This is a genomic window from Arthrobacter gallicola, from assembly GCF_014836775.1.
Classification (GTDB): domain Bacteria; phylum Actinomycetota; class Actinomycetes; order Actinomycetales; family Micrococcaceae; genus Arthrobacter_B; species Arthrobacter_B gallicola.
The window spans coordinates 215,140-228,245 of the sequence record NZ_JACSQD010000004.1; the positions used below are offsets into that span (position 1 = coordinate 215,140).

10 protein-coding genes and 1 tRNA gene are annotated in these 13,106 nt (G+C 63.8%); 6 read left to right on the forward strand and 5 right to left on the reverse strand.

Translation table 11 applies throughout. The features are described from left to right. The 4 genes from H9639_RS10450 (at nucleotide 1) to H9639_RS10465 (ending at nucleotide 4,985) form a co-directional block, all read left to right on the forward strand. The gene (locus tag H9639_RS10450) at nucleotides 1-939 is read left to right on the forward strand and encodes a metallophosphoesterase (protein WP_191808021.1); all 939 of its coding nucleotides are present in this window, start codon (nucleotides 1-3) and stop codon (nucleotides 937-939) included. A 178-nt stretch (nucleotides 940-1,117) separates the two neighbouring features. Next, complete coding sequence (locus H9639_RS10455) at nucleotides 1,118-2,938, forward strand: ABC transporter ATP-binding protein (protein ID WP_191808022.1); 1,821 nt, start codon at nucleotides 1,118-1,120, stop codon at nucleotides 2,936-2,938. A 50-nt stretch (nucleotides 2,939-2,988) separates the two neighbouring features. After that, the gene (locus H9639_RS10460) at nucleotides 2,989-4,800 is read left to right on the forward strand and encodes an ABC transporter ATP-binding protein (RefSeq protein ID WP_191808147.1); all 1,812 of its coding nucleotides are present in this window, start codon (nucleotides 2,989-2,991) and stop codon (nucleotides 4,798-4,800) included. A gap of 108 nt (nucleotides 4,801-4,908) precedes the next feature. Further along, nucleotides 4,909-4,985, forward strand: a tRNA-Pro gene (locus H9639_RS10465). 113 nt (nucleotides 4,986-5,098) lie between these two features. On the opposite strand, the gene H9639_RS10470 is transcribed toward H9639_RS10465, so the two are convergent. From H9639_RS10470 to H9639_RS10490, 5 genes are read right to left on the reverse strand one after another with little or no spacing between them, the layout of a single operon-like run. Next, nucleotides 5,099-6,031, reverse strand: a complete 933-nt coding sequence (locus H9639_RS10470; protein ID WP_191808023.1) for an amidohydrolase family protein — start codon at nucleotides 6,029-6,031, stop codon at nucleotides 5,099-5,101. Then, nucleotides 6,024-7,313 (reverse strand): MFS transporter, encoded by a 1,290-nt coding sequence (locus tag H9639_RS10475; protein WP_191808024.1) that lies wholly within the window; start codon nucleotides 7,311-7,313, stop codon nucleotides 6,024-6,026. Before H9639_RS10475 ends, H9639_RS10470 begins: the two co-directional genes overlap by 8 nt. After that, on the reverse strand, nucleotides 7,310-8,620 hold the full coding sequence (locus tag H9639_RS10480) for an MFS transporter (RefSeq protein WP_191808025.1): 1,311 nt from the start codon (nucleotides 8,618-8,620) through the stop codon (nucleotides 7,310-7,312). The genes H9639_RS10475 and H9639_RS10480 overlap by 4 nt, the downstream gene beginning before the upstream one ends. A 32-nt stretch (nucleotides 8,621-8,652) precedes the next feature. After that, nucleotides 8,653-9,585 carry an amidohydrolase family protein gene (locus H9639_RS10485; protein ID WP_191808148.1) on the reverse strand — a complete coding sequence of 311 codons (933 nt, stop codon included), beginning with the start codon at nucleotides 9,583-9,585 and terminating at the stop codon, nucleotides 8,653-8,655. After that, on the reverse strand, nucleotides 9,585-10,970 hold the full coding sequence (locus tag H9639_RS10490) for a homoserine dehydrogenase (RefSeq protein ID WP_191808026.1): 1,386 nt from the start codon (nucleotides 10,968-10,970) through the stop codon (nucleotides 9,585-9,587). The genes H9639_RS10485 and H9639_RS10490 overlap by 1 nt, the downstream gene beginning before the upstream one ends. A gap of 186 nt (nucleotides 10,971-11,156) precedes the next feature. On the opposite strand from H9639_RS10490, the gene otnK reads away from it, so the two are divergent. Further along, nucleotides 11,157-12,416, forward strand: a complete 1,260-nt coding sequence (otnK, locus tag H9639_RS10495) for a 3-oxo-tetronate kinase (protein WP_191808027.1) — start codon at nucleotides 11,157-11,159, stop codon at nucleotides 12,414-12,416. Further along, nucleotides 12,413-13,081 carry a class II aldolase/adducin family protein gene (locus H9639_RS10500; protein WP_191808028.1) on the forward strand — a complete coding sequence of 223 codons (669 nt, stop codon included), beginning with the start codon at nucleotides 12,413-12,415 and terminating at the stop codon, nucleotides 13,079-13,081. Before otnK ends, H9639_RS10500 begins: the two co-directional genes overlap by 4 nt. Nucleotides 13,082-13,106: the final 25 nt, after the last annotated feature.

The following is a 13,106-nucleotide window of genomic DNA, read 5'->3' on the forward strand; positions in this document are numbered from 1 at the left end:
TTGAGGACCACCACTACTCTCCCGGCCCTTAAATCCGCCGCCTGGGTCGCCGGCAGCTTCGCGGCTGCCGGCGCCGGTGCCCTCGCCTACGGTTCACTGGTTGAACGGAACTTCTTCGGTATCCGCACCGAAACAGTCGGTGTGCTGCCGGCGGGGAGCAAACCCCTGCGCGTCCTGCACCTCTCCGACATCCACTTCGTGCCGGGGCAGACCCGCAAGACCCGCTGGCTGCGCTCGCTCGCGGACCTCGAGCCCGATCTGGTCGTCAACACCGGGGATAACCTCAGTCATCTGGACGCGGTGGCGCCGCTGCTGGACGCGCTGAAACCGCTGATGCGGTTCCCAGGCGTGTTTGTCCCGGGCTCCAACGATTACTACGCACCGGTGTTTAAGAGCCCGTTCACGTACTTCACCTCACCGTCCAAGCTGCGCAAAGAGCCCCAGACGCTCCCCTACGGACAGATGTTTTCGACCTTTGGCAACGCAGGCTGGGTGGACCTGACCAACCGGAACCAGTCCATGGTCCTGGGCGGACTCCGCCTGGATTTCTCCGGCGTGGACGATCCGCACTTGAAACGCGACCGCTACGCCGGCTTCCCGGCGGGGAGCTCGTCCTCGCACGGCGCCCGGCACCTGCGCATCGGGGTGGCGCATGCCCCGTATCAGCGGGTGCTGGATTACTTCACCGACGGCGGGGCCAAGCTCATCCTCGCCGGACACACCCATGGCGGGCAGGTCTGCGTTCCGGGGTACGGTGCGCTGGTCAGCAACTGTGACCTGCCAACCTGGCGGGCCAAGGGCCTCACCGATTGGGAGCACAACGGGCGGACGGTTCCGTTGAACGTTTCGGCAGGGATCGGCACCTCCCGCTTCGCGCCGGTGCGCTTCGCGTGCCGTCCCGAGGCCGTACTGCTGACGCTGACACCGCCGGCAGGCTGACCCTCCCGGCACGTGGGGAGCCTGCTTCGCCTCCCGGCAGCTGTGTGCCGGGCGGGGTTCCGGCCCGCGGCGTTCTGCTCCGCGGGTTCAGGTTCTGCTCCGCGGGTGCAGTGGCCTACGATTGAGCGGTAACACGGCCGGCACCCACCGTGCGGCCAGTCCGGTGCGAAGAGGATCCATGCCCCAGCAGACAACTTTGTGGCAGTCCCTGGGGCGTTTGTACCCGCACGTTAAACCGATCCTGCCCCGCCTGTTCCTGGGATTCCTCTGCGCCATCGGCGCCAGCATTGTCGCGCTGGCCATCCCGCAGGTACTGCGGATCCTGGTGAACTCCTATCTGCAGCCCGGGGCGCAGTCCTCCGCACTGTGGTGGGCCACCGGCATTGTGCTGCTGCTCGGAATCCTGGAAGCAGCCTTTATGGCCCTGCGCCGGCAATTCGCCATCGCCCCGGCCACCACGGTGGAAACCGGTCTCCGCACCTCGTTCTACCGGCACCTGCAGGACCTCTCCGTCGCGTTCCATGACCGGTGGGGATCGGGCCAGCTGCTCTCCCGTGCCATGAGCGACCTGAACCTGATCCGCCGCTGGATGGCGTTCGGCGCCATGATGCTGATCGTCACGGCCCTGACCGTGCTGATCGGGATCACCATCATGTTTCTCACCAGCTGGCAGCTCGCGCTCGTGTTTGCGCTGGCTGCCGTACCGATCATCGTGTACGGCTTCCGGTTCCGGCGTTTCTACGGGCGGGTATCCCGGCAGAGCCAGGACCAGGCCGGGGATCTGGCCACCGCCGTGGAGGAATCCGTCCACGGCATCCGCGTGCTCAAGGCCTTCGGCCGCAGCTCCGAAGCCTTGGACGCGTTTGAGGAACAGGCCCAGGGCCTGCGCCAGACCGAAGTCTTCAAAGCGAACTCGCTGGCCAAGTTCTCTCTGGTCGTCACCCTGCTGCCCGAGGCCGCGCTGGCGGTGTCCCTGGTCTGGGGCATCCTGCTGGTCAATACAGGGGACCTCAGTATCGGCGCCCTGGTCGCGTTCTTCGCCACGGCCGCCGTCGTCGCCGGCCCGGTTGAGTCGATGGGCCCGCTGCTCTCCATGACCCTCACGGCGAAAACCGCCATCGACCGGCACTTCGAAGTCATGGACGCCAAACGCACCATCACTGACCCGGAGCACCCGCGCCGCCCCGCAGAGGTCCATGGCCAGCTGACGTTCGATGACGTCCACTTCGCCTATCCGGACGCATCCGCGGACCGGGATGACGTGCTCGACGGCGTCACTTTGGACCTGCGCGCGGGTGAAACCATGGCGCTGGTCGGGATCACCGGCAGCGGGAAGTCCACCATGCTCCAGCTGGTCCCCCGGTTGTACGACGTGACCGGCGGGAGCATCCGGATCGACGGCATCGACCTGCGCCAGTATTCGCTGGAAGAGCTGCGGTCCATCGTTGCTGTCGCCTTCGAGGACACCACTTTGTTTTCCAGCTCGGTCCGGGACAATGTTCTGCTCGGCGCCGATCCGGCGAACGACGCCGAGGCGGAACTGCTGCTGCGCGAGGCGCTGGAGGTGGCGCAGGCCCAGTTCGTGTATTCCCTGCCCGACGGCGCTGACACCCTGATCGGGGAGGAAGGACTCAGCCTTTCCGGGGGCCAGCGCCAGCGGATCGCCCTGGCCCGGGCCATTGCCGCCCGGCCCAGCGTCCTGATTATGGATGACCCGCTCTCTGCCCTCGATGTGCGTACGGAGGAGCTCGTGGAACACCGGCTGCGTGAGGTCCTGGCCGAGACGACCACCCTGGTGGTCGCGCACCGCCCGTCCACCGTGAGTCTCGCGGACCGCGTGGCCCTGTTGGAGGGCGGCCGGATCTCCGCGGTGGGCACCCACGCGGAACTGCTGGCCGGCAACGAGCACTACCGCCACGTGATTGCCAGTCTCCCCGCCACACCGCAGGACCTGGACAGCCAGCTGGAATCTGAGAACGACGGCGGGGTGGTCCTGTGAGCCGGTTCAGCATCCGCCGCGGCGGCGCCCCCGTGCCTGCGGACCCGGCCGTGCCGGGACCCGGAGCAGGAACCGCCGGCGAGGACAACGTTAATCTGGACCGGGCCCAAAGCCAGGCCGTCCGCCGTCGTTCCCTGGCCCTGCTGCGTTCCCTGCTGCGGCCGAACCGCGGCCGCTTCGTCCTCACCATCGTCCTGGTGGTGCTCTCCCAGGCGGCCCGCGTGGCCGGTCCGGCGATCATTGCCTACGGCATCGACCACGCTCTTCCCGCCCTGCGCGCGGGCAGTTCCGTGCCGCTGCTGCTCTCCGGCGGCGGGTACCTGCTGGCGGCAGTCCTGGCTGCGGCGCTGACCGCAGGCTACGTGCGTTCCACCGCACAGCTGAGCCAGGCGATGCTGCTTGATCTGAGGCTGCGGGTGTTCCGGCACACCCAGCGCCTGAGCCTGGAATTCCATGAAAAGTACACCTCGGGGCGGATCATCTCGCGGCAGACCTCCGATCTGGAGGCGCTGCGGGAACTGCTCGATTCGGGTATCAGTTCACTGGCGTCCGGGGCCATGTACATGCTCTTCGTCGCGGTCAGTATCTTCGCTTTGGACTGGCGCACCGGCGTGCTGCTTTGTGTGGCGTTTGTACCGATGTACCTGCTCACCCGCTGGTACCAGAAGCGGTCCCAGATTGCCTACCGTGCCTCGCGGGTCACCTCTGCACGGCTGATCGTGCACTTCATTGAGACCATGACCGGTATCCGCGCGGTGAAGGCGTTCCGCCGGGAGAACGTCAATGCCCGGAAGAATGATGAGCTTGCGGAGGACTACCGCCGGGCGACCCTGCGTTCAATCAATCTCAACGGCGTCTTCCAGCCGGGGCTGATCCTGATCGGCAACACCACGGTGGCTGTGGTGCTGCTGGTGGGCGGCTACCGGGTGCTCGACGGCGGACTGGAGGTGGGCGCACTGCTGGCTCTGCTGCTGTACGCCAAGCGTTTCTTCCAGCCGGTGGACCAGATGGCGATGTTCTACAACTCGTTCCAGTCCGCCTCGGCTGCACTGGAGAAGGTCTCCGGCCTCCTGGAGGAGATCCCCACGGTTCGTCCGCCCAAGCACCCGGTGCCGCTGCCGGCGGCCAGGGGCGACATTCGGTTCGACGGCGTCGAGTTCCGTTACGGCGGAGGTCCTGTCATCCTGCCGCAGCTGGACCTGCACATTCCGGCCGGACAGACCGTGGCCCTGGTGGGCCAGACAGGTGCCGGGAAATCGACGCTGGCGAAACTGATTGCCCGCTTCTACGATCCGTCCGCCGGAGCGGTACTGCTGGACGGCGTGGATCTGCGGGACCTGACGCAGCGGGATCTGCGCCGCGCCGTCGTGATGGTGACCCAGGAAGCATTCCTGTTCAGCGGCTCGGTGGCGGAGAACATCGCCCTGGGCAAACCCTCGGCCTCACAGCAGGAGATCGAGGCTGCGGCCCGCGCCGTGGGAGCGCATGAGTTCATTGAGTCACTACCCGAGGGATATCAGACCGATGTGAACAAACGCGGCGGCAGGGTCTCCGCCGGGCAGCGCCAACTGATCAGTTTTGCCCGGGCGTTCCTTGCTGATCCGGCGGTGCTGATCCTGGACGAGGCCACGTCCTCCCTGGATATCCCCAGCGAACGGCTGGTGCAGCAGGGACTGAAATCCCTGCTGGGCAACCGCACGGCACTGATTATTGCGCACCGGCTTTCTACGGTGGAAATCGCTGACCGGGTGCTGGTGATGGCTGACGGTGAAGTGGTCGAGGACGGCACCCCGAAGGAGCTCACCAGCGGGGCTGGACGGTTCGCGGCCCTGAATGCCGCCTGGCAGGATTCCCTCGTCTGACTTCTTGTTTCACCTGCTCAGCCGCTGAATTTCGCTCTCCCGCAGGTTGTCGAGTACACTTGTAAAGTTGCTTCGGCGGGAGGGAAACCTTCCAGGAAGCAGTGGTTACGGGGTGTGGCGCAGCTTGGTAGCGCGCGTCGTTCGGGACGACGAGGTCGCAGGTTCAAATCCTGTCACCCCGACCAAATCAAAAAAGGACCTGCTTTCACAGCGGGTCCTTTTTTATTGCCTTCTGATGCGTGCGGTCCCGCTGCCGGCCGGCTTCGACGAGGGTCAAGCCGGCCGGCAGCGGGATGGGTTAAGCGGCGTTTGCCGCGAGGGGGCGGTAGACGCGGTTGGCGGTATCGAAGAAGACAGCCGATTTGCCGGCGTCGCTCAGGGAGGACGTAATGTCCAGGAAACTCCCCAGCAGTTCGCCATAGGTTGCGAACATACCGTCAACCGGGAAGTTACTGCCGAACATCACGCGGTCGGGCCCGAAGATCCGGATCATTTCGAGCACCACCTCGCGGTTGAGCGCAGCCGAGAACGGAACCCCCTCGACGCACAGGCCCGAAGCTTTGATGACGACGTTCGGGCATGCGGCGATCCGTTCCAGCGCCGCCCGCCATCCGTCCACAGTCTCAGGTGAGCGGTCGAGCAGGACTCCCGAGTGGTTGATCACCAGCGTGGTTTCGGGAAAATCCCTGGCAAGTTCGGTTGCCTCCCCCAGGTTCCACCACGGTGTCTGCAGCTCGAAATGGAGTCCGTAGCGGGCGAGCAGCCCGTACCCTGCGCGCCACATCGGATCGCTCATCAGGGACCTGCGTCCGGCCATAGCTTCGCTGCGGCTTGCCGCCCCTCCGGGTTTATGCCGCACGCTGCGCACCAGCGGAAACGCAGCCTGCGCCGCCAGCGTCGCAGCCACGTCAGGAGCGTCGAGCCAGGCCTGCGCCACGGCAGCTCCCGGATAACCGCTCTCCGCCGCAACGTCAGCGATGTAGCGGCTCTCCCCGATCGGGTCGGCAGGATCCCACTCCGCTTCCATATACACGCTCGCTGTTACCCGGTGCCCGGCGATGTCTGCCAGGTAATCGTCCGCCAGATAACTGCGTTTGATCGCGGTGTAATCGCCGTACCGGTGTGGCACCGTGACCTCGGGCGTCAACCACGGGTAGTGATTGCGCTCAAGGTCCCAGACATGGTGGTGCGCGTCGATTACATCTCCGGCGTATGGAAGAGCGTCAGACAACGGCCGCGTCCTTTTTGGTTCCGGAGAAGTTAATCGAGAGGGACGCGGCCAGATAGACGGCTGCGGCGATCGCCAGGAACGCCAGGACGGCTTCGTAGCCGCCGGTCACGTCCAGCAGCACGCCGGCGGCGATCGGCACAATGATCCCTGCCGATGTACCCGCAAAGTTCATGGTTCCGCCGACGAGGCCGACCTTCTCCTTTTCTGCGAGCATGGCGGGAATCGTCCAGTACAGGCCACCAAAGAGGTTGAAGAAAACACCGATGCAGAGCAGGACCACGGCAGTACCCGCGTCGCTGACAAACGGCAGCGCGACGAGGGCGGCAAGGCTGATTGCGCCCGAGCCGCCGAACAGCAGTTTGAAGGCGAAGTTACGGGAGAACCGCTTTTGGAGGCGGTCGGCCAGGAACCCGCTGAGAATCTCCCCCACCGCGCCGCAGAGGAAAATGATGAACGTCGCGAACCCCATGGCGGCCAGGTCGAGTCCACGAGCGTTGCTCAGGTAACTGGGCCCCCAGGTAACGAGCCCCCAGAACACCATCGCCCAGCCGAGGCGGCCAATCACCATGGCGGTGATGTTGGCGCGGCTGACGCCCGGCTTCTCACCTTCCGCTTCGGCGGAGATGCTCACCAGTTCCACCTCGGCCTCGTTGACGAGCTTGTGCTCACGTGGATGGTTCCGGATGTAAAGAAACACGAGAAATCCGATGACAACCGTAGAGAGGCCGATGATAATGAACGACCACCGCCAGGATCCCGTTGAAGCGATCAGCCAGGCGACGAGAAGGCCGCCGAAGGCAGCCCCCAGTGGAGCGCCGCTGTCGATCAGGGTGACGCCGCTCGCCCTGCGCTTGGGAGGCATCCAGTTGGACACGAGCTTCGACGCGGACGGCATGTACGGCGCTTCGAACGCTCCGAGGCCGAGCCTGGCCAGGATGAGCATGACCCCATTTGCTGCGAGCCCGGCGAAGGCGGTGAACATGCCCCAGACGGCGGAGGCGATTCCGATCACCGTACGTGGGCCAAACTTGTCCGCGGCCAGCCCGCCCGGAATCTGCAGCAGGCAGTAGGTCCAGAAGAAGGCACTGAGGATCACGCCCTGCATGGTTGCTGAGAGTTCAAACTCCTCAACAATCGTCGGCATGGCAACGCCGAGTGAACTGCGGTCAATCGAGTTCACTGTGTAGAACAGGAACAGGATGATGACGACGCTCCAACGGATGTTCGTCGGCTTTGAGCGGTGCTTTCCCGTGGCTGAGGTAATGGGTTGTGTTGCACTCATCTAACGAGTTCCTTCTTGGCAGAGGCGGTTGCCGGCTCACCCGCAGAGCGGGAGGCACGAACCGTGAGCACGAGAGTGGCACCCAGGACCATAAACCCGGCTGAGACGAGCAGCGCGATGTTCGAGCTGCCGGTGGCATCCCGCACAAAGCCCATCAGGTAGGGCGCCGCAAAGCCGGCGAGGTTGCCGGTGGAGTTGATCAGGGCTATGCCGCCGGCGAGGGCGGTTCCGGTGAGCATTGCGGTCTGGAAACTCCAGAAGATGGCTGGGATAGCCAGTGCTCCCGCGTTCGCAAGGCTCAGCCCGATGATGCCGAACAGAGGATCGGGGCCGGCGACAACGCAGATGATGAAGCCCGAGCAGCTGAGGGCAAACGCGGCGGCAATGTGTTTTTTCCGCTCGCCGTGGCGGTCGGAGCTAAATCCGAAGGCAAGCATCGCCACCATCGCAGCGAGGCTGGGAATCGCTGAAACGAAACCGATCTGAAGAGTGTCCGTGATCCCCAGGCCCTGGATGAGACTCGGCAGCCAGAAGCCGATGCCGTACAACGCGAAGTTGTAGGAAAAGTAGATGAGGGCCAGCAGCCAGAGCAGCCTGCTGCGGAACACTTCGCTGACCTTCATATGGCTGCCCGCTGGTGCTTCAGCCGCAAGCATCTCGCCGAGACGGGCCTTCTCAGCCTCGTTCAGCCAGGGAGCGGTGCGGTAGTCCTCGCGCAGATACTTGAAGACGACGAAGCCCAGGATGACGGTCGGTACTGCCTCGATCACAAACAGCCACTGCCAGCCCTGAATACCGAACGCACCGTGCGTCGCATTCATAACGATGCCGGAGAGCGGTCCGCCGACAACCCCGGACATAGCCAGTGCGAGGTAGAAGATTCCCCACGCCCGGCCACGGCGGCTCGCCGGGAACCACTGGCTCATGTAATACAGCACCCCGGGTATGAACCCGGCCTCGGCGACGCCGAGAAGGAAGCGCAGGGTGTAGAACATCCACTCCGAGTCAACGAAGAACATCAGGCCCGAGATGATTCCCCAGGTAATCATGATGCGTGCGATCCACTTTCGTGCACCGACCTTCGCCAAAATGAGGTTGGATGGCACCTCGAAAATGAAATACCCGATGAAGAAGACGCCGGCTCCGAGCCCGAAAACGGCCTCGGAAAAACCGAGATCGGAGCTCATTTCGAGCTTTGCGAACCCGACATTTACGCGGTCAAGGTAGGAGAGGAAGAATCCGACCATCACGAGCGGCAGGATGCGCGTGTAAATCTTTCTGAAAAGCTTGTCGTCGTTGACGCCCATTACAGATCCTTTAGTGGTGTGGTGGGGAAAGGCTAGGTGAGGGTGGAGAGATCGACGTTGTAATATTCAGCCGCCGTCTCCGAGAACAGCCGGTCGAGTTGCTCCCGGCTGGCGGACGGGAGGGCGGCAAGAACGGTGTCGACAACCTCCCCGAAGGTTGGTGCCGTAAGAGTGGCGACGGGCAGATTCGATGCGAACATTGAGCGCTCATAACCGAAAATTGCCACCGTGTCGGCAACGACTGCTTCATTGGATGCGCGGTCCCAGCGATTGCGCGGAAGCCCCAGCTCTGAGACCTTCACCGCGGTGTTCGGCAGCGCGGCCAGCGCCTCCATCCCGACGCGCCAAGCAGCGATGCCGTCGGCAGAACGGTCGAGCGGGAGACCGCAGTGATTGATGATCACCGTGATGCCCGGAAACTGTTCGACGACCTCGGCTGCCTCGCTGAGGTGCCAGTACGGCACCCGAAGGTCCCAGGACAGCCCGTGGGTTTCCAGCAGAGCCAGACCCTCAATGAAGCGGGGGTCCTGGAGCGTGCCGGGTTCGCCGAACACCGAGCGGTCGGTGCTCGGTGACGTGACAGGCTTCGACCGGATTCCGCGCACCAGCGGGCTCGCCGCCTGCTGGGCCAGCACTTCGGCTGCGTCTTGTCTGGCCAGCGTCGCGTGCGCAACGATTGCGGCGGGGAAACGTGAGTCAGCCCCGTGCAACGACTCCAGGAAGCGGGTCTCCGCGACCTCCTGGTCCCGGGCACGTTCGGCCTCGACGTGTACCGTGCCGACCACCGAATACCCTGCGGTTGCGCCACCGTACTGCTCCGGCAGGAAGGTCTGAAGCATGCCCGTGTAGTCGCCGAGGAAGAAGTTCTCGTTGTATTCACCCTGCAGCCAGGGGTAATAACCATCACCCTCGAAGTTCCAGAAGTGGTGGTGTGCGTCGAGGATGCGCAGCGCTGCAGCCTCCATCACGCTGTAACCGTGCTCAGTGCGCGACCGCTCTGGAAGGCCTCCCAGAGCTCAGCTCCAAAGCCGGCGACGTCGTTGATCGAGATCAATTCGCCGGCAGCAACCGGCCGTGCAAGGGTTGTGCGATCGAGGAGATAGAACGGTGCCACGTCGTCGGTGACGTCACTGGCGGCGCAGAGAACGGGCGCTACCCCAGCAATCTCGTGGTGGTGCCCGGCAACCCGCAGCTCGGTGCCCGCCGGAAGATCGATTTCGGCACGGCCAGCGAGGGTGGAGTACTGCCGGGGTTCCTTTGGAACCCGGTGGGGATCCACTGACGCGAGCACCGACAGCGGCGTCTCGACGCCCATGAAGTGATAGGGGCTGAAGATACAGGCGCAGCGTCCGTCGCGGCTGACCACGTGGCCCTTGTCCCGCAAAATCGACCACGTCTGCTCGTCATTGGTCTTCACAACCACGAAGACACCGCCAGCGAAACTGGCTTCGTTGGGCAGGCGCAGCATGCTGAAGACGTCGGTTGCGCCCTCGCTGGAGAGAATTCCGCCGTGCTCACGCAGTGCGTAGATATCCGCGAGCTCGTTGGGGCGTGCAACGGGGTAATGCATGGCTTCGACGTCCGGGTGGTAACCCGAGTACTGGGAGACCACAGCCATCTCGCAGTAGTCTGCGGCTGCCGCGCGCTTGAAGCTCCTGACAGCATGAGCACGGGCGGCAAGCGTTGCGCTCACATCGCTGCCAAGACAAAGAAGACCTTGGAGCTCCGGGGCGTGGGCGGTTTCTGAAACCTGGCGCACCAGACCGGAGTCCGGATCGAAGTTGAGGTCATACTCGCTGGATTTCCCGACTGCGACCACCTCCAGGCCGACTGCCTGTACCCAGGCGAGCAGGGCCAGCAGGTTCGCGGGCTGATCGCCCATTCCGGGGAGGTAGCTGACACCGGACTGCTTTGCGAGGTCTGCGAGATAGACCCCTGCGAGACTCTCCACTTCCTTGCTGACCATGATGACGTGGCGCTCCTGCGCGATCGCGCGGCAGGCAAACGCGAAGCCGGCGCGCGTGCTGCCGGTTGCTTCAACAAGCACGTCGTAAGACGCTGCGGAAAGAAGTTCGATGTCTGCGACCAGCGCTGTGCGTCCGGAGGCAACCACAGCGTCCGCTTGGTCACGGCTTGCGCACACGTGCCACGTTGCCCGGTCGTAGCCGAGTGAGTCCAGCATCGTGGAGAGGGCCTCGAGGTTCAGATCGACGAGCACGCTGGGGCGCATCGTGGGAAGCTTTTTCAGCTGCGCCAGGAAGGTGCGGCCAAATCCACCACTCGCACCGGTCAGGGCCACCGTGATGGGAGCAGCTGCGGGAGCAGCTGGGACCGGAGTGACGGATTCCATAGTTGTTTGGTTCCTCTCTGAACGAACCCCGTGCGTCGGGTGCACTGAGTCATGTTTCACAAAAATTATTGCTGATTTATAGCATTGTCAAATATTCACACAATTTTTCACATGCATGATTGAATGGACATCAGGGTGGATCCATAACCTTGGTCATCGGAGCCCTAAAAGAAATGGAGCAGTGTTGTGAGCCAGTTGGGCGCAATCGCGGACGACTTCACAGGAGCGACTGACCTCGCAACAAACCTCGCGAAGCGCGGGTTTGACGTGATCGTTGTTCCGGAGGAAGGACTCGGCAGCGTAGATAACGACTTTTCGCGCTATGAGGCGGTTGTGGTCGCGCTGAAAACGCGCACGGCCCCCGTCGCGGCGGCGGTATCCGACTCCCTGCGTGCCTTGGAGTTTCTGCAATCGCTCGGCTGCCGGCGGTTCTACTTCAAGTACTGTTCCACCTTCGATTCCACAGATGAGGGCAACATTGGACCGGTGCTTGACGCACTCAGCAGCCGGCTCGGCGTCCACCGCACCGTTGTGGTCCCTTCCTTCCCTGACAACGGACGCACCGTAGTCGACGGTGTGCTCTACGTCGGCGGCGATCTGCTGGAGCATTCCTCCATGCGCACCCACCCGCTCACCCCGATGACCCGCTCCAGGGTGTCTGAGATTCTCCAGCCGCAGACTCCGAACCCGGTGGCCGAGATAGACTCCGCACCCGTGGATGCTGGTGATGCTCAGTTGAAGATCGCTCTCGACTCCCAGACAGCGCGCTATGTTGTCGTGGATGCTGCCTCAAATGCTCAGCTGGGGGTGATCGCGCGGGCGACGTCCGACGACATTCTGGTTTCGGGCGGGTCGGGTTTGGCGCTCGGCCTCGAGCCCCGTGCCACCACCACGGCGCCTCCTATGACCGTGACAGGCGGACGCCGTCTGGTTTTGTCAGGAAGCGCCTCCACCGCGACCCGGGGACAGGTGGCCCATGCCCTGACCGGGATGCCCGCGCTGAAGATTGATGTGCAGCGTCTCCTCGATGACCCGGAAAAGCTGCTGCTCGAGAGTATGGACTTCCTCGCAGCACAGGACCCGGACGCCGTGGTCCTCGTTTATGCCGTTGACTCGCTCGATGACCTCATTCTCTCTCGAGAGCTTGCCACCGGGGGAATCGATCCGGCCGAGCGTGTGGAGTGGCTGTTGGCTCGCATCGCGGCCGAGGCGACGAACCCGGCACACGGTTTCTCCCGCATCATCGTGGCCGGCGGTGAAACTTCCGGCGCCGTGGTCAGGTCGCTTGGCCTCAACAGCCTCGTGATTGGCAAAGAGATCGCGCCCGGCGTGTGCTGGGCGTTCGGCACAACCCGCACCGGGGTGGCCGTCAATCTCGCACTCAAATCAGGAAACTTCGGAACGGAAGATATGTTCACCACCGCATGGAACAGGCTCGGCGGATGACGGCTGCACAGCCCGGCACACGCCTTATCGGAGAGCTTGTCGATGCGGGCAAAGCGGTGGTCGCTGCCGGTTTGAGCCCAGGGAGCAGCGGTAATATTTCGGTTCGCGGGGATGACGGACGAATCTACATCACGCCCGGTGGCTCCAGCCTGGGCGCACTCGATCCTGACCGGATATCTGTGCTGAGCCCCGAGGGGGATTGGCTTTCCGGTGACAAGCCGTCGAAAGAGATCGGACTGCATCTGGGGCTCTACCGCAAGAATCCCGATCATTACGCCGTAGTGCATGTGCACTCAGCCCAGGCGGTTGCCGCCTCGTGTGTTTCGCCGTGGTCGGAGGCCAGCGCCCTCCCACCCCTCACCCCGTACTTCGTCATGCGTGCGGGCCAGACCCCTTTGGTGCCCTACCGTGCGCCAGGATCTGCCGATCTCGGAAAGCTGCTCTTAGCAATCGATTACCCCTTTTCTTCAGCGCTCCTGCAAAACCATGGGCAGGTGACGAGCGCCCGCACTTTAGCCGGTGCCATTGATGCCGCCGTTGAGGTTGAAGAAGCATCCAGGATCGCCCTGCTCACGGCGGGCCAGGAACGGCGTCTGCTTACCGATGCCGAGATCACCGAGCTGACCGGGCGTTACGGGTCGGACTGGACGCTGGGAAACCGATAAGGTGGCTTCTGAGCTGAAAGGGGTG